Consider the following 15,007-nt stretch of genomic DNA (forward strand, 5'->3'; position numbering starts at 1 on the left):
TCACTCGGGCTGGGTGCCGCGCGCGTCGAGACGACGCAACACGACGTCGACGAGCACGGGATCAACACCCGACTCCGTTCTGGCGGTGACGATCTCCTCGCGCGCAGCGGCGAGCATCTGGTCCTTCACCGCATTCGCGGTGAACGCGTGGTCGACCGTCCGCTCGGCCTCCTCGGCCGAGTGCTCCTCGGGCTTGAAACCCAGCGAGTGCCACATCCGGTCGGCGTTCTCGTCGGCGTGGTCGATGACGTCGGCGGGGATGTCCCCCGCGTCGCGCAACTCGTCCAGACGTTCGTTACCCGCCTGCCGCGCGCGGCGGATCAGGTCCTGCTCCTCACCGGCGATCTCGTCGTCGGAAGCCTTGACGCCCAACCACTTCACGACCAGCGGCAGCGTCATCCCCTGCACCAGCATGGTCACGGCGATCACCACGAACGCGATGAAGATCAGGCGCTCCCGCTCCGGGAAGGGAGTCGGCGCCACCGGCAGCGCGAGCACCGCGGCGAGCGTGACCACACCGCGCATCCCGGACCAGGACGCCACCGTCATCTCGCGCCAGCCCACCGGTTCGGCGCCGACGCCCTTGCGGCGGCGCAGTCGCTCGTCCACCGCGGCGACCGGGAAGATCCAGGCGAAGCGCAGCACGATCACCACCGCCGTGACGACGAGGGCCTGCACGAGCGCCGTGCTCAACGGCCCGGTCACATTCGACGCGACGCTGCGGATCTCCAAGCCGACGAAGGCGAAAGCCACTCCCGTGATGAGCAATTCGAGGATCTCCCAGGTGGCGCCGGTAGCCAGGCGGGTCTGGGACGACTCCACGTCACCGTAGCGACTGAGTCCGAGCGCGACCGTGACCACCGCGAGCACGCCGCTGCCGTGCGCGACGTCGGCCGCCGCGTACGCGGCGAACGGAACCACCAGGACCAGCGCGCTGCCCGCCGGATGTGCGGGCAACGCAGTGAGCAACCGGCGGGCGACGAACGCCATCGCCACCCCGACGGCGACTCCGATCACCACGGCCAGCCCGAGTTCGGTCGCCGCGTGTCCCGCCGAGAACGCACCCGTCAGCGTCGCGGCGATCGCGACGTCGTAGAGGACCAGCGCCGTCGCGTCGTTCGACAGTCCTTCGCCCTCGAGAATGGTGCGCAAGCGACGCGGTAGCCGCAGCTTCTGAGCCACCGCGGTAGCGGCCACCGGATCGGGTGGCGCGATGGCCGCGGCGACGGCCACTCCCGCGAGCAGCGGCAGACCCGGCACCACCGCGCTCAACACCACGCCGACCACGAAGGCGGTCACCGCCACCAGCGCCACCGCGAGAAGGCCGATGGCACGCCGGTTGTCGAGGAACTGCCGCCACGACGTCCGCCTGGCCGCGGCGAACAGAAGAGGCGGCAGCACCAGCGGCAGGATCCACTCCGGGTTCGGTTCGGGGATCGGCAGGCCGGGCACCGCGGCGAGCAGCATCCCGAACGCCAACAGCACCGCGGGATACGGCACGGAGACGCGTTGCGCGAGCGGAGCCAGCACCACCGTCGCAAGGACGAGCACCAGCACGACGATCACGGCCCACCACTCCTCTACAAGGTCAGACCCGGCGCGATACCCGAAACGAGCCGTCGCAACCCGCCCTGCCGTGTCGCCGGTGCCGAAGCGGGTACGCACCGTGCATGAGTGCAGCAGGATTGGTCATCATCGGAAGCGGCCCCGCCGGCGTCGCGGCGGCTGAAGCCTTTCGCGAACACGACGCCGACGCACCCGTGCGGATCATGACCGAAGACCCCGATCCGCCGTACGAACGTCCACCGCTGAGCAAGGAGTACCTGCGCGGGACGACCGACGACGTGGCCCTTCACCCCGCTGACTGGTTCGCCGAGCGATCCATCGAACTGCACCGCGGGACCGTCACCGAACTCGACGTCACCGACCACGCCATCCTGCTCGGCGACGACCGGATGGCCTACGACGCCCTGGTGCTGGCCACCGGAGCGGCACCTCGGCCGTTGCTCGTTCCCGGCGGTGAGCGCGCGCTGTCACTGCGGTCGCTGACCGACGCCCGTCGGTTGCGCGAGGCGGCCACCGGTGCGAAGACGGCGGTCGTCATCGGTGCGGGGTTCATCGGATGCGAGGCGGCGGCGTCGTTGGCGATGCGCGGAATCACCGTCCATCTGGTGGCACCCGACACACTCCCCCAGGAGAAGCGGCTGGGTTCCGACGCCGGGCACCGCATCACCGACCTGGTGACCGCGACGGGTGTGCGCTACGTCGGCAACACCTCGGTACGCGAGATCGGTTCGCACTCGGTGCTTCTGGACGACGAACGGACTATCGAGGCCGACCTGGTGCTCGCCGCCACCGGCGTCACGCCCAACAGCGACCTCGCACGGGCTGCCGGACTACGCGTCGAGAACTCGCTCATCGTCGTCGACGGGCACATGCGCACCTCCGCCGACGACGTCTACGCCGCGGGCGATATCGCGTTGGCGCACAACGCCGATGCCGGCCGTGCGATCGCCGTCGAGCACTGGCAGGATGCGGCGGATCAGGGTGAGGTCGCGGGGGCACGCGCGGCGGGCCGAACCGTGTCGTGGTCGGGTGCGCCGGGATTCTGGTCCGACATCGGCGATGCGACGCTGAAGTACAGCGCGTGGGGCGACGGCTACGAGCACAGCCGAATCGTGGACCACGACGACGGCTTCACCGTGTGGTACGAGCGCGACGGCGTACTCGTCGGCGTGCTCACCCACAACGCCGACGACGACTACGACCTCGGGGGACGGCTCATCGTCGAGGGCGGGCCCGCTCCGACACCCGTCCGCTGACCTCGCTGCCCGTCGAGCACGAGAAATGCTCGCCCGGCTGTTTGAGGCGTCGAATGACGGGCATGCGTTCGTCACGGGTTGCTTATTCGGGCGACCCGCACGATCTCGAGAGGAGCCACCATGGCTGACGACAAGAGCGGTCCCGCAGAAGGCGCCAAGGGCGTCGTGGAAGACGTCAAGGGCAAGGCCAAGGAAGCGGTGGGAGCCGTGACCGGTAACGAGAACCTGTCCGAAGAGGGCAAGGCCCAGCAGGACAAGGCGGACGCGCAGCGCGACGTCGCCAAGAAGGAAGCCGAGGCCGACGCGGCCCGCGCCGGCGCCTCCGCAGCCGAGAAGCGTCAAGAGGCGCACCAGAACTGATTCATCGACGACGAGCCCGGCGACCGCATACGGTCGCCGGGTTCGTCGTTGCCGCTGTGCCACATGTTGCGACGCAGTGCCTTTCGCTTGAAACCTCACAGGTCGGGTATCAGCCTGCAAATCGCATCAACCGGAAGAGGATTCCGTGACCGCAACGTACGACATCGACATCGCCGTCGATCGGGTCCGCAGTGTGTATCGGCCGCAGGAGGATTCGCGGCTGATGGCAGCCACCATGGCCACCACCGGGCTGGCACCGGGCAACCGGGTGGCCGATCTGTGCACCGGTAGCGGCGTGCTGGCCATCGAAGCCGCCCGTCTCGGCGCGGAATCCGTGACAGCCTTCGACCTGTCCGGGGAAGCGGTCGCATGCGCGCGGACGAACGCCGCCGCAGCGGGTGTCGTCGTGGACGTCCGGCAGGAGTCCTTCCGGACCGCGGCGCTCAGTGGCCCCTTCGACCTCGTCCTGTGCAACCCCCCTTACGTCCCGTGTCCGGAGGATCCCGAGGTCGCCCCCGTTCCCGCGAACATCGGTCCGGCCCTCGCGTACGACGCGGGTCCCGACGGTCGGCTCGTCCTCGACCCGCTCTGCGCGGCGGCGCCCGACCTCCTCGGAGACGAGGGCACGCTGCTCCTAGTGCAATCGGAGCTGTGCGGTATCGACGCATCGCTGCGGTCCCTGCGCGCCACGGGCCTGAAGGCCTCCGTCATTGCGCGCCAGTGGATTCCGTTCGGTCCGGTGCTCACCGCACGGGCCCGCTGGCTCGAGAGCACGGGGCGGTTGCCGGTGGGCAGGCGCACCGAGCAGCTCATCGTGATCCGAGCCGACGTTCCGTGACGGAGAGCGAGCAGGTGCGGCTCGTCCGCATCGTCAAAGGCGGACCCGTGCTCGTCGAGGGCCCGGTACGCGTGGAGGCACCCGACGGCACGGTGGTCGAATCGGACCGCTTTCAGGTCGCGATCTGCACGTGCCGACGCAGCAAGACGTATCCGCTGTGCGATACGAGTCACCGCCGCAAAGCGGCGAAGAAGACGTCAGTCGAGCCCGCGCCGGAGTGAGCTCCGGCCGTCGCGCCAACACGTCATCAGATGCTCGGCCAGCCGGTCCTCGATCCACTCGAACGCCCGGATCCCCAGCACCACATCGCTTTCCAGCTGCGGCTCGCGGCTCACCAGGTCGCCGACGACGTCGGTCTTCACCACCTGTTCGTGCACGGCGTCGGCCTCGACGTGTTCACGGTAGAAGCGCAGGCACGGTTCGGGTGCACCCATGCGGGTCAGCGCGTCCACCAGCCGACGTGAGCCCGGCGACGACGTGGTCTCGGTGGCGGCGAAGTGTCCCACCGCGGCACCGCGCAGGTCACGGTGCAGCCCGAACATCGACATGAGGTTCACGGCGGCGAGCGCTTCGGCCGTCACGTCGTCGAGGTAGTGGAGATAGGTCGGATCGAGATCCGCAGCCGCCAGCAGCTCGGCGAAGAGGTGTTGGTGACCGTGGTCCGCTCGACCGCCGCCGAACTCGTCGAACTCGACCGCGACGAACGCCGCCTTGGCCGTGCCGGTCAACCGCGGAATCGCCCAGGCGTGGGGATCGCCCTCCTTAAGGTGGTACACCGACCGGTGCACGAAGTACTCCCGCATCTGCTGCCACGTGCCGGTGTCGCCGAGGTGGTACGACGGACCGTCGCCGTCGGCCGGCTCCACCGACAGGCGCGCGAGTTCGTCGGCGGCCGTGACGCCGGCGATGTCACCGATCTCGTCGCGCATGAGATTGAGGAAGGTCTGCTCGAGGCGACCTCGGAACTGCAGCACACCCGGATCCCACTCCCAACGCGAGTCCACGCCCGCGAAGCCGCGGTAGTGCAGCTCGTAGCAGATGTAGAGCGCGAGCTGGACGTCGAGCCCGCACGGATGGGAATCGCCGACCGGCGCCTCCACCGGTACATAGAACCGACGCGGCGCCCGGCCGCTCAGGTGCTCCAGTATCGCCCCCGACACCGGCCCGACCGCGGTCGGAAGTGCGGGCTCGAGGTTGGTCGCTGCGTATGTCACCGAGATCCGGTACCCGCCGTGGCTCCGCCGAAACGGCGGTGACCAGTATCGCGATCAGGGTTTCAGGATCACCTTCACCGCGCCGTCCTGCTTCTTCTGGAAGATCTCGTACGCGTGCGGCGCTTCGTCCAGCGAAACCACGTGGGTGGCGAACGTGTCGACGCCCAGCGGATCGGCGTCGGTGAGCAACGGCATGATGTCGTCCACCCAGCGCTTCACGTTCGCCTGTCCCATCCGCATCCGCACCTGCTTGTCGAACAGCGTCAGCATGGGCATCGGGTCGGCCATTCCCCCGTACACCCCGATGAGCGAGATCGTGCCGCCGCGGCGGACGATGTCGATCGCCGAGTGCAGTGCGGCCAACCGGTCCACACCCGCCTTCTCGAGCAGCGGCCGCGCCAGCGCGTCGGGAAGGAACGACGTCGCCTGCTGGGCGATCTTGGCGACCGGCGACCCGTGTGCCTCCATCCCGACCGCGTCGATCACCGAATCGGTGCCTCGGCCGTCGGTCATGTCCCTGATGACGTCCGCGACGGAACCGTCGACGGTGTTCAGGTCGACGACGTCGATCCCGAACGCCGCGGTGCGCGCGAGTCGCTCGGGCACCAGGTCGACTCCGATGACCCGGTAGCCGAGGTGGTGGGCGATGCGCGCGGCCATGTCGCCGATGGGCCCCAAACCGAGGACCGTGACCGATCCGCCGTCGGGGATCTCCGCGTACTCCACCGACTGCCATGCCGTCGGCAGCACGTCGGAGAGATAGACGAACCGCGAATCAGGCGGTCCGTCAGGCACTTTGATGTGGGTGAACTGCGCTTGCGGCACCCTCAGGTACTCGGCCTGTCCACCCGGCACCGAGCCGTACAGCTGCGAGTAGCCGAACAGCGCCGCACCCATTCCCTGCTCCCGAACCTGAGTCGTCTCGCACTGGGTGTACAGCCGGCGGTCGCACATGAAGCAACTGCCGCAGGAAATCTGGAACGGTATGACCACCCGATCACCCTGCGACAGGTTCGGCACCCCCGGTCCGACCTCGCGAACGACGCCCATCGGCTCGTGCCCCAGGATGTCGCCGGGTGTCATGTACGAGCCCAGGATCTCGTACAGGTGCAGATCCGACCCGCAGATGTTGGTGGACGTCACCTCGATGATCGCGTCGGTGTCGTTCTCGATCTTCGGATCCGGGACGGTCTCCACCCGTACGTCGCGCTTGCCCTGCCAGGTAACCGCCTTCATCTGACCTCCTCGGTCGTATCGCGTGCGTGTCGACTGCTCGCTCTACCCTCGGCCACCACGCTGAAACCAGCCCCACGAACACGTTTCGCGCCTGCCCTGAGCATTCGCGCGCGTCAATCAACGCCGACGTTTAACGCTCGCGTCAGCGGGTACGTCGCCGCAAGATGACAGGGGGTGTGACATGCGCACCACGTTCCACGCCGAGCTGGACCGGCTGGCCGCCGAGCTCGGCGCGATGTGCGCCACGGCGGGTTCGATCATGTCGAGCGCCACCGCCGCTGTGGTTTACGGCGACATGAACGCCGCGGACCGGGTGTGGAGCGAGCTCTCCCATCTCAGCGCGCTGAACCAACGGGTGCAGGACCGCACCCTGACGGTGCTGGCACGCCAGGCACCCGTTGCGCGCGAGCTGCGATTCGTGGTGTCGGCCATCCGGATCGCAGGCGACGCCGACCGCATGGGTGGGCTGGCGGCCAACGTCGCCAAGGTCGCCCAACGAAACCACCCTGCACCCGCGATACCCTCGGACACCACCGCACACTTCGCTGAAATGGGCAGAGTGGCAGTCGAACTCGCGAATCGCGCTCACCACGCACTGGCCGACTTCGACGCCGACAAAGCACGCGAGGTCGGTCCGGCGGACCGTGAGATGAACGATCTGCACCGCCGCTTGTTCACCCTCGTCTCCGATGCGACGTGGACGCACGGCGCCGCGGCTGCGGTCGACGTCGCACTGCTGGGCCGATTCTACGAACGCTTCGCCGACCACGCCGTCGAGATCGCGCGGCGAATCGTCTTCGAGGCGACCGGCGAGACACCGGAGCGGACGGATTACGAGGCGGCGATGGAGGCAACGCTATGAGCCGAACGACCAAGGTGCTGTACCAACCGCTCTCGCTCGCGGCGAGCGTTGCGGTCGGGTTACTGGCCGGAGCGGTGTTCAACCAGCTGTGGAAGGCGGTCAACAGCTCGGATGATCCGCCGCCCGACCCCGACGACCTGACCAAGTCGACGCGGTCGACGCTGGCTGCCGCAGCGCTGCAGGGCCTGGTCTTCGGCCTGGTCCGAGGGGCGGTGAACCGGGCGAGCGCCAAGGGCTACCGCGCGGTGACGCGGGAGAGCCCGCCGAAGTAGGCGCCGGCGCCGCCGCTAACCGTCGCGTGTCACGTCGACGATCAGCGGTCGATGGTCGGAGATCGGCAGCGCGGGAGCATCGACCGCGGTGGCGCGCAGGCCCGTGTCGTCGGTGAGGATGTGGTCGAGTTGGCGGTCCGGCCGGTCCACGGGGAACGTGGCCGCGCCGCCGAGGGCTCGCATGCCCGACCAGCGGCGGACGGCGGTGGGGGTCATGTTCAGGTCGCCGACCAGCACCCGCGGGCCGGGCAGAAGGCGCAGATCGCGTGTGATCCGTCGCAGCTGGGTGCGATTCCACCCTGGGACGAACGACAGGTGCGTGTTCGCCACCGTCACACTCCCCTCGGGGGTTTCTAGGCGCGCGATCACCGCGGCACGCGGTTCCTCGTGGACGATCAGCACCTTCCGCGCTCCGGGCAGGTACATCGGGAAGCGCGCCCGGATGTGGGGAAGTCGGATCACCTGCCACGAACTGACGGGAAACCGCGACAGCAGCGCTATTCCGTAGGCCGCGGTGCCCGGCTGCGTCGTCCCGGTGGCCGCCATCCAGGTGGCGCCAGGGGTGCCCGAGATAGCGGCGACGAACCGCTGGCTCACCGCGCCCATCGCCGCACCCGCAACCGCGGTGAGATCGGCCATCCCCGAGCGTGGTTGGTCGACGTCGACCTCCTGCAGCGCCAGCACGTCGGCGTCGATGTCGCGGATGCAGTCGGCGAACGCGTCGATGTCGACGACGTCCCGCCGGAGGTCGCGGCCGTGCAGGATGTTGAACGTGGCCACTCGCATGGGTACTTCATACCCACCATGACGGATGACGGATCACCACTGCGCAACGCTCTGAAGGTCGCCGCATCAGCGCTCTCGGCTGACGGAATGTCGTTCGCGCTCGCGGGCAGCTACGCCCTGTGGGTGCACGGCGGGCCCGAACCGGTGCACGACGTGGATCTCGTCGTCGCGGAATCCGACGTCGAGCAGGCGGTGACGACGTTGCGCGGCGCCGGCTTCCGGATCGAACGGCCACCGGAGAACTGGTTGTTCAAGGCCGTACTCGGCACCGCGCTCGTCGACGTCCTGCACCGGGTCAACGGCAGCGTCGTCGACCGCGAGATGATCGGCGCGGCAACCGTTCACGAGGTGTTGGCGGTGCCCATGCCGGTGCTGTCGGCGACCACGGTGTTCGTGCAGAAGCTGAAATCGCTCAACGAACACCACTGCGACTACGCGCGCCTGCTCCCCGCGGCGCGTGCCGTGCGCGAACAGATCGACTGGACGTCGGTGCGCTCCGCCACCGGCGACAACGACTTCGCCGCGGCGTTCCTCTTCCTCGCCGATCGGCTCGAGATCGCCGGCCAACCGTAGACGGGATGCGAATCAGGTCCGCGCCGCCGCCAGCACGAGCAGTTGCTCGGCGGCGACCACCAACTGCTCCTGAGCGACGCCCGCCCGGTGGAGGCTCTCGAAGCCGCGCACCTGCGCCAGTAGCACGGTTGCCAGCGACTCCGGATCGACGTCGGATGCGATGACCCCGTCCGACTGCGCCTCGATGACGCAGTCGATGAGTTCACCGCGCCAGCGCCGGAGGGTGTCGCCGACGATGCGGTCGACGTCGGCATCGCTGCCGCCCAGTTCAGCGGCGCACTTGGCCGTCATGCAGCCGCGCCGGGCCGTGTCCGCGGCGGCGCCGACGGCCATTCTGCGGAGGTGTCCGGAGAGCCGCTCGAAGGCGGGCACGCCCGTCTGCTGAAGCTGCCTGGTGACTCGGTCCAGTGCGGACGCGCAGTACTCCTCGAGTGCACGTACGAACAGCGCGTGCTTGTCCCCGAACGCGCTGTAGAGGCTGCCCCTGCCCAGCCCCGTCGCCTTCGACAGATCGTCGACGGACGTGGCCGCGTAGCCGCGGTCCCAGAACACCGCCCGCGCCGCATGCACCACCGCCGCCTCGTCGAACGTGCGCGGCCGTGCCATTCGCCAAGGTTACGCACTGTGCGGAATACCCGGTACGGAGTTGGACGTTCACCGCGTCATGGCCGAGTCCACCGAAACCACCGTGCCGTTGCAGCGCGTCACGGTCCGTACCGAGCGGCCGTTCGACGACGTCGTCGACGGCGTGTACGCCGGCCTCGGCCGGGCGGACCTGGCCGGCCTGCTGAGCCGCTCCAACACGGCGGCGAACCGGGCGGAGTACGACGCGATCGTCGCCGAGGCCGCCGGTACCAGCGGCCTGATCGAGTTCCTGTCCCTCGACCTCGGCTCCGCGATCACGATTCGCACGCCCGAACGCGGCCGCCGGATGCTGCGCATCATCGCGGGCAACCCCGTCACGATGAGCACCATGGCGACGTCGGTTCCCGACGCCGGTTCTTACGCTCCGGTGACCATCCTGATCGTCGAACGCGACGGCGGCGTCACGCTCTCCTATGACCGCGTGGCCAGCGCGATCGCCGGTTACGGGGACGCACCGGCCACCGCGGCGGCCGAACGGCTCGACGCGGCGGTCGTCGCACTGCTGCAGTCCGCCGCCGGATAGCCCGCCGGGCCCACCTAATGTGGGTGGACGTGAGGTCCATCCGCCGTGAGCTGATCGCGGTCGTCGTCGCGGTGCTTCTGGTGGCGGCGGCGTTCTCGGCGAAGTACCTCGACCTCGGTATCGTCCGCCCGCTCGTCAACGCGACCCCGCAACGTCTGAGGGACTTCGCGGACACCGCACCGATATTCGGGTGGTGGGAGGCACACGTCGGCTGGGGCACACTGCCCGCCATCGTCATCGGTGTCGCCGCGGTGCTGTGGGGGCAGGCGGTGGCCCGCAGGCTGCCGTGGCCCGCGGTGCCGTGGGTGACGTGGGCGACGGCGTGCGCGTGGGCGTTCTCGCTGGCGATGATCGACGGCTGGCAGCGCGGCTTCGCCGGTCGGCTGACCGCCCGGCACGAGTACCTGCGCCAGGTGCCGACGATCACCGACATCCCCGAAGCCGTGCGCACCTTCTCAAGCAGAATCCTGGATTTCCAACCGAATTCGTGGATCACCCACGTGTCCGGACATCCACCGGGTGCGCTGCTGACGTTCGTCTGGCTGGACCGCATCGGCCTCGGCGGCGGCGCGTGGGCCGGCCTGCTCTGCCTGCTCGCCGGCTCCAGTGCGGCGGCCGCGATCGTCGTCGCCGCGCGGGTCCTGGCCGACGAGCAGACCGCGCGCCTGGTGGCCCCGTTCGTCGCAGTCGCCCCGACCGCGATCTGGGTCGCGGTGTCCGCCGACGGGTATTTCGCGGGTGTCGCGGCGTGGGGTATCGCGCTGCTGGCCATCGCGACGCGCGGGAACCCCCGCCTTCCCGTGCTCTACGCGGCCGCTGGCGGACTTCTGTTGGGCTGGGCGATCTTCCTGAACTACGGCGTGGGCCTGATGGCCATCCCGGCCGTGGCGGTGCTGGTGTCCGCGGAGAACCTGCGCGCGGCCCTGCGGGTACTACTGCCCGCCGTACTCGCCGCTCTCGCCGTCGTCGCCGTGTTCTGGCTGGCCGGGTTCTGGTGGTTCGACGGCTATCACCTGGTGCAGGATCGGTACTGGCAGGGGATCGCGCTGGACCGGCCGTTCCAGTACTGGTCGTGGGCCAACCTCGCGTCGACCGTGTGCGCGGTCGGGTTGGGCACCGTGGCGGGGCTGGCGCGGACGTTCGACATCGCGGCGCTGAAGAGCAGGTCCGGCCTGCACCTGGTGGTGCTCGGCGCACTGCTGGCGATCCTGTGCGCGGACCTCAGCATGCTGAGCAAGGCCGAGACGGAACGCATCTGGCTGCCGTTCACCGTGTGGCTGGTGGCCGCCGCCGCGCTGACGCCGCCTCGATCACACCGTTGGTGGCTCGCTCTGAACGTCGTCGGCGCGCTGCTGATCAACCACTTCATCTTCACGAACTGGTAGCAGCCGGACGATCAGATAGTAGATCGGCACGCACGCCCACACGACGGCCAGCGAAACCCACAGCCCCAGTGGATAGTTGCGATCGAGCACCGTCGCGTTGTCGGCGCGTGCACCGGGTCTGCTGTAGACGGGGACGGCCAGCAGCACCAGCACGACCGAACACGTCGCGGCCACCACGACCGGCCGCCACAGCCGACCGCGGACCAGGGGGCGCGCGGCCCACCCCGCGGCAGCGCACAGCGGCGCGAAGACGAAGTCGTGCAACACCACTCCCGCGGCCGCCCAGATCCCGATGTTCAGGATCACCTCCCACGGGTTGTCCCACAGCAGCAGCGCCCCGTAACCCGCCATGGCCAGCCCGGCCAGGATCAATACCGCCCTCACGGCAGCACCTCGATCCGGGTCAGCCACTTGGTCTGCAGCACACCGGGTCTCGTCGGTGCGATCAGCCGACACGGATAGCCGTGGTCCAGGTTGAGCACCTCCCCGTTGATTCGAAGCGCGATCAACGTGGCCGAATCGCGGGCGTGCCCGGCGGGCAGCGTCGTGCGCGAGTACGGCCCCGGCGGCTCGAGGGAGATCATCCGGACATCGGAATCCGGCGAGCCGCCGACGAGGGCGACGAGGTCGGCCAGCACGACACCCGTCCACTCGGCGTTGGCGCTCCAGCCCTCCACGCAGGCGATCGGCAGTTCCCTGGTGGCCTGCGGCATGGCCGCGAGGTCGGCGATCGTCAGCACCCGTGTCGTCGCTCCGTTGACGACGGTCAGGCGATAGTCCGGGGAGCGGGCACTTCGCAGCACGCCGGCGGCGGCCGCGGATCGATTGATCGGAACCCCCTGCGGCCCCTCACCCGAGCGCGGCGCGAGCACCGACACCCGCCGCAGCCACGGGACCGTCTGCCCGGCGGTGGCCAGGGTGGCCAGCGCCGTCGCCACGCCCGCACCGACCAGCACCGTGCGGCGCGACGGGCCCACGGCACCACCGGACGCGACGTCTCCAAGGGGTTCGCCCAGCGCACGCCGGATCACGGGCAGCTTCACGCCGATGTGCACCAGCACCGCACCCATGGCCACCCAGGCCATCGCGTAATGACTGGTTGGGAAGTAGAACGAAAAGGCGTACCACTGCGCGGTGTTCAGCAGACCGGTGCTCAGCTGGAACAGCATCGATGCGACCAGGACGAGAATCGACAGCCGCTCGAGTTGCCGGACGGGGCCGCCGAGGATCGGACGTTCGAACAGCTTGGGCCACACCGACCACAGCTTCACGACGAGCAGCGGGATCGCGGCGATCCCCGAGACCACGTGCAGACCCTGCGTGACGCGGTACAGCCAGACCGGTCGCGTCGGCCACCAGAACCACGGCTGCGGGTGCTGGATGAAGTGGCTGATCAGTCCGGTGCCGAAGCACACCACGACGGCGATGCCCAGTGCTGCGCCGACGCGCGCCGTGACGGCGGGACCGCGTGCGGTGGCCGTCGTCATGCGGCCGACAGCGTCGCCAACACCCGATTGTCCATCGACTCGATCGCGGTGACCGCCAACCCGACTGCGTCGGCGAGGCCGCGCAGGCCCTCGGCCCCGACGGTGGCCCAGCGGAACCACGGTCCGACCGTCACCGCCGACTCCAACCGCACCCAGTGCGACTGCACGTCCTTGGTCGCGGCGTCTACCTCGATCACGCACTGGCCCTTCGACCCCAGCAGTTCGGCCGCTCGGCGCAGTACGCGCAGCGGGTCGCCGCCGATGCCGACGTTGCCGTCGGCCAGCAGCACCGTCGACCAGCGTCCGGTCCCCGGCAGCGGCTCGAAGAGGTCACGGCGCAGTGCCGGCGCCCCCCGGCGGCGGGCCATCGCGACCGCGGTCGCCGACTGGTCGACACCGAGCGCGGGAACCCCCTGCTGCACCAGGTCGGCGACGAATCTGCCTGGGCCGCAACCCAAGTCGATCGTGGGCCCCGCACACAGGCCCACCATGGCGCGATCGAAGCCCGCATCCGCAGCGAGGGTGCGCAGCCAACTGTGGACGGGCAGCCCGGACACGGTGCCGTCGTCCCTGCGGATCCAACATCGTTCCCCAGTCAGTGCGCGGTCGTAGAGATTACCCAGCACGCCAAGCTCCTTCTGCCGCTGCCAATCGATGAAAACGAGTGCCGGGCGCGCAGGCTCGGCCGACGACGTCGATGTCACCGATGGTGTCGACGTCGCCCAGTTCGGACACCAGACGCACCTCGATACCAGTGCCGCGCAGAGCGGCAAGCGTTACAGCACCGGTGTCGGCTCGCGACATCGGGACCTCACCAAGGCATTCGGCGCTGCGCGCGTTCCGGATGCCGAGCACCCACCAACCGCCGTCGAGGGCCATGCCGAGTACGGCGTCGGCACCGGTCAGCGCGGTGGCGCAGTCGGCGAGCAGTTCAGCGGTGACCTGCGGCGTGTCCATCCCGATCTGCAGCACGGGCAGGCCACCGGCGGCCTCCGACGCGTCGGCGTGGGCGTGCACCAGCCGTTCGGCGAAACCGTCGCCCCGCTGGGGTACGACGGTGAAGTCGGCGAGTCGGACGCGTAGGTCGTCTGACCGCGCGGCGGCGGCGAGATCGCCGGTGAGGGCGACCACCCGGCTCGCGACGGGGGTGGCGGCCACCGCGTCCAGGGTGTCGAGCAGCGCCGCGGCGGCGAAATCGGCGGCCGCCTCGGCGCCTATCGACGCGGCGAGGCGCGTCTTGGCCAGACCGGGCACCGGCGCCTTGGCCACGACCAGAGCGGCGACGGGGATCACGAGATGGTCCGCAGGAAGTCGACAGTCGCGTGGAAGCTCCCGCGCAACGATCCGCTGACCTTCGACTGCCCGCCTGTCCGCGGCCCGTAGCTGACGTCGCACTCGACCACCCGCCACCCGGCGGCGGCGGCCCGCATCAGCAGTTCGACCGGATAGCCCGACCTGCGGTCGGTGACTCCGAGCGCGAGGACCGCGTCGCGGCGCGCGACCCGCATCGGCGCGATGTCGTGCACCGGCAGCCCGTGCTTGGCGCGTAGCCGCCAACTCACCGCCGAGGTCCCTAGACGCGCGTGCCAGGGCCACCGCAGGCCGGGCACCGGGCGCCTGCGCCCGACGGCCATGTCGGCTCCCGCCTCCAGTTCGCGAACGAGCGGCGGCAGTTCGCGGGGGTCCATCGACCCGTCCCCGTCGAGCACCGCCACGATTCCCGGCGGTGCGGCCACGATCCCCGCGTGAACTGCGGCTCCATAGCCCGGCGCGGATTCGGCGACAACGCGGGCGCCGTGAGCGCGGGCCACGTCGGCGGTGCCGTCGGTGCTGTTGTTGTCCACGACGAGCGCCTCATAGCCCGCCGGAAGCGCGTCGAGCACGCCGGGCAGTGACGACGCCTCATTCAGACACGGCAGAACTACCGTGACGGGACCGTCGTTCACAGTGCAGTTTTATCCCGATCACGCTGAAGCAAACCCTTACGGACCTGACGAAACGATG

Annotated in this window: 19 protein-coding genes; 9 read left to right on the top strand and 10 right to left on the bottom strand. The window is 69.6% G+C overall.

What is annotated here, in order from left to right; all coding sequences use genetic code 11:
* On the bottom strand, positions 1 to 1,566 hold the full coding sequence (locus NM203_RS18675; protein WP_255061565.1) for a Na+/H+ antiporter: 1,566 nt from the start codon (positions 1,564 to 1,566) through the stop codon (positions 1 to 3).
* 104 nt (positions 1,567 to 1,670) lie between these two features.
* Between NM203_RS18675 and NM203_RS18680 the strand changes: the two genes are divergently transcribed.
* From NM203_RS18680 to NM203_RS18695, 4 genes are all read left to right on the top strand, one after another.
* Positions 1,671 to 2,822 (top strand): NAD(P)/FAD-dependent oxidoreductase, encoded by a 1,152-nt coding sequence (locus NM203_RS18680; RefSeq protein ID WP_255061566.1) that lies wholly within the window; start codon positions 1,671 to 1,673, stop codon positions 2,820 to 2,822.
* A 120-nt stretch (positions 2,823 to 2,942) separates the two neighbouring features.
* Positions 2,943 to 3,182 (top strand): microaggregate-binding protein 1, encoded by a 240-nt coding sequence (gene mbp1, locus NM203_RS18685; protein ID WP_255061567.1) that lies wholly within the window; start codon positions 2,943 to 2,945, stop codon positions 3,180 to 3,182.
* Positions 3,183 to 3,327: 145 nt separating this feature from the next.
* On the top strand, positions 3,328 to 4,020 hold the full coding sequence (locus tag NM203_RS18690; protein ID WP_255061568.1) for a HemK2/MTQ2 family protein methyltransferase: 693 nt from the start codon (positions 3,328 to 3,330) through the stop codon (positions 4,018 to 4,020).
* Positions 4,017 to 4,241: a CDGSH iron-sulfur domain-containing protein gene (locus NM203_RS18695; protein ID WP_255061570.1), complete on the top strand. Its 225-nt coding sequence runs from the start codon at positions 4,017 to 4,019 to the stop codon at positions 4,239 to 4,241. The genes NM203_RS18690 and NM203_RS18695 overlap by 4 nt, the downstream gene beginning before the upstream one ends.
* Here the strand turns inward: NM203_RS18695 and NM203_RS18700 are convergent.
* Together NM203_RS18700 and NM203_RS18705 are read right to left on the bottom strand one after the other, a co-directional pair.
* Positions 4,218 to 5,234 (bottom strand): iron-containing redox enzyme family protein, encoded by a 1,017-nt coding sequence (locus NM203_RS18700; protein ID WP_255061574.1) that lies wholly within the window; start codon positions 5,232 to 5,234, stop codon positions 4,218 to 4,220. The genes NM203_RS18695 and NM203_RS18700 overlap by 24 nt on opposite strands.
* A gap of 54 nt (positions 5,235 to 5,288) precedes the next feature.
* Positions 5,289 to 6,470: a zinc-dependent alcohol dehydrogenase gene (locus NM203_RS18705; protein WP_255061575.1), complete on the bottom strand. Its 1,182-nt coding sequence runs from the start codon at positions 6,468 to 6,470 to the stop codon at positions 5,289 to 5,291.
* A 181-nt stretch (positions 6,471 to 6,651) separates the two neighbouring features.
* Here NM203_RS18705 and phoU point away from each other — a divergent pair, with 181 nt between their 5' ends.
* The gene (gene phoU, locus NM203_RS18710; protein WP_255061576.1) at positions 6,652 to 7,332 is read left to right on the top strand and encodes a phosphate signaling complex protein PhoU; all 681 of its coding nucleotides are present in this window, start codon (positions 6,652 to 6,654) and stop codon (positions 7,330 to 7,332) included.
* A complete protein-coding gene (locus NM203_RS18715) occupies positions 7,329 to 7,604 on the top strand; it encodes a DUF4235 domain-containing protein (RefSeq protein ID WP_255061578.1) in 276 nt (91 codons plus the stop codon). Before phoU ends, NM203_RS18715 begins: the two co-directional genes overlap by 4 nt.
* A gap of 15 nt (positions 7,605 to 7,619) precedes the next feature.
* On the opposite strand, the gene NM203_RS18720 is transcribed toward NM203_RS18715, so the two are convergent.
* Positions 7,620 to 8,390 carry an endonuclease/exonuclease/phosphatase family protein gene (locus NM203_RS18720; RefSeq protein ID WP_255061583.1) on the bottom strand — a complete coding sequence of 257 codons (771 nt, stop codon included), beginning with the start codon at positions 8,388 to 8,390 and terminating at the stop codon, positions 7,620 to 7,622.
* Between the two features lie 18 nt (positions 8,391 to 8,408).
* On the opposite strand from NM203_RS18720, the gene NM203_RS18725 reads away from it, so the two are divergent.
* Positions 8,409 to 8,963 carry a hypothetical protein gene (locus NM203_RS18725; RefSeq protein ID WP_255061588.1) on the top strand — a complete coding sequence of 185 codons (555 nt, stop codon included), beginning with the start codon at positions 8,409 to 8,411 and terminating at the stop codon, positions 8,961 to 8,963.
* A gap of 12 nt (positions 8,964 to 8,975) precedes the next feature.
* On the opposite strand, the gene NM203_RS18730 is transcribed toward NM203_RS18725, so the two are convergent.
* A complete protein-coding gene (locus NM203_RS18730) occupies positions 8,976 to 9,569 on the bottom strand; it encodes a TetR/AcrR family transcriptional regulator (RefSeq protein ID WP_255061590.1) in 594 nt (197 codons plus the stop codon).
* A 58-nt stretch (positions 9,570 to 9,627) separates the two neighbouring features.
* On the opposite strand from NM203_RS18730, the gene NM203_RS18735 reads away from it, so the two are divergent.
* Positions 9,628 to 10,131, top strand: a complete 504-nt coding sequence (locus tag NM203_RS18735; RefSeq protein WP_255061591.1) for a DUF302 domain-containing protein — start codon at positions 9,628 to 9,630, stop codon at positions 10,129 to 10,131.
* Positions 10,132 to 10,160: 29 nt separating this feature from the next.
* Positions 10,161 to 11,516, top strand: a complete 1,356-nt coding sequence (locus NM203_RS18740; protein WP_255061592.1) for a hypothetical protein — start codon at positions 10,161 to 10,163, stop codon at positions 11,514 to 11,516.
* Here the strand turns inward: NM203_RS18740 and NM203_RS18745 are convergent.
* The 5 genes from NM203_RS18745 to NM203_RS18765 are packed head-to-tail and all read right to left on the bottom strand — an operon-like array spanning position 11,442 to position 14,949.
* Positions 11,442 to 11,900, bottom strand: coding sequence for a hypothetical protein (locus NM203_RS18745; RefSeq protein WP_255061593.1), 459 nt, complete (start codon positions 11,898 to 11,900; stop codon positions 11,442 to 11,444). The two genes, NM203_RS18740 and NM203_RS18745, sit on opposite strands and share 75 nt — an antisense overlap.
* The gene (locus NM203_RS18750) at positions 11,897 to 13,003 is read right to left on the bottom strand and encodes a molybdopterin-dependent oxidoreductase (protein WP_255061594.1); all 1,107 of its coding nucleotides are present in this window, start codon (positions 13,001 to 13,003) and stop codon (positions 11,897 to 11,899) included. Before NM203_RS18750 ends, NM203_RS18745 begins: the two co-directional genes overlap by 4 nt.
* A complete protein-coding gene (locus NM203_RS18755; protein ID WP_255061595.1) occupies positions 13,000 to 13,629 on the bottom strand; it encodes a methyltransferase domain-containing protein in 630 nt (209 codons plus the stop codon). Before NM203_RS18755 ends, NM203_RS18750 begins: the two co-directional genes overlap by 4 nt.
* Entirely contained in the window at positions 13,619 to 14,296 is a 678-nt protein-coding gene (locus NM203_RS18760) for a TIGR04282 family arsenosugar biosynthesis glycosyltransferase (RefSeq protein WP_255061596.1), read from the bottom strand. The genes NM203_RS18755 and NM203_RS18760 overlap by 11 nt, the downstream gene beginning before the upstream one ends.
* Positions 14,293 to 14,949: a glycosyltransferase family 2 protein gene (locus NM203_RS18765; RefSeq protein WP_255061597.1), complete on the bottom strand. Its 657-nt coding sequence runs from the start codon at positions 14,947 to 14,949 to the stop codon at positions 14,293 to 14,295. The genes NM203_RS18760 and NM203_RS18765 overlap by 4 nt, the downstream gene beginning before the upstream one ends.
* Positions 14,950 to 15,007: the final 58 nt, after the last annotated feature.

The sequence above is a fragment of the Mycolicibacterium arenosum genome (genome assembly GCF_024320865.1).
Classification (GTDB): domain Bacteria; phylum Actinomycetota; class Actinomycetes; order Mycobacteriales; family Mycobacteriaceae; genus Mycobacterium; species Mycobacterium arenosum.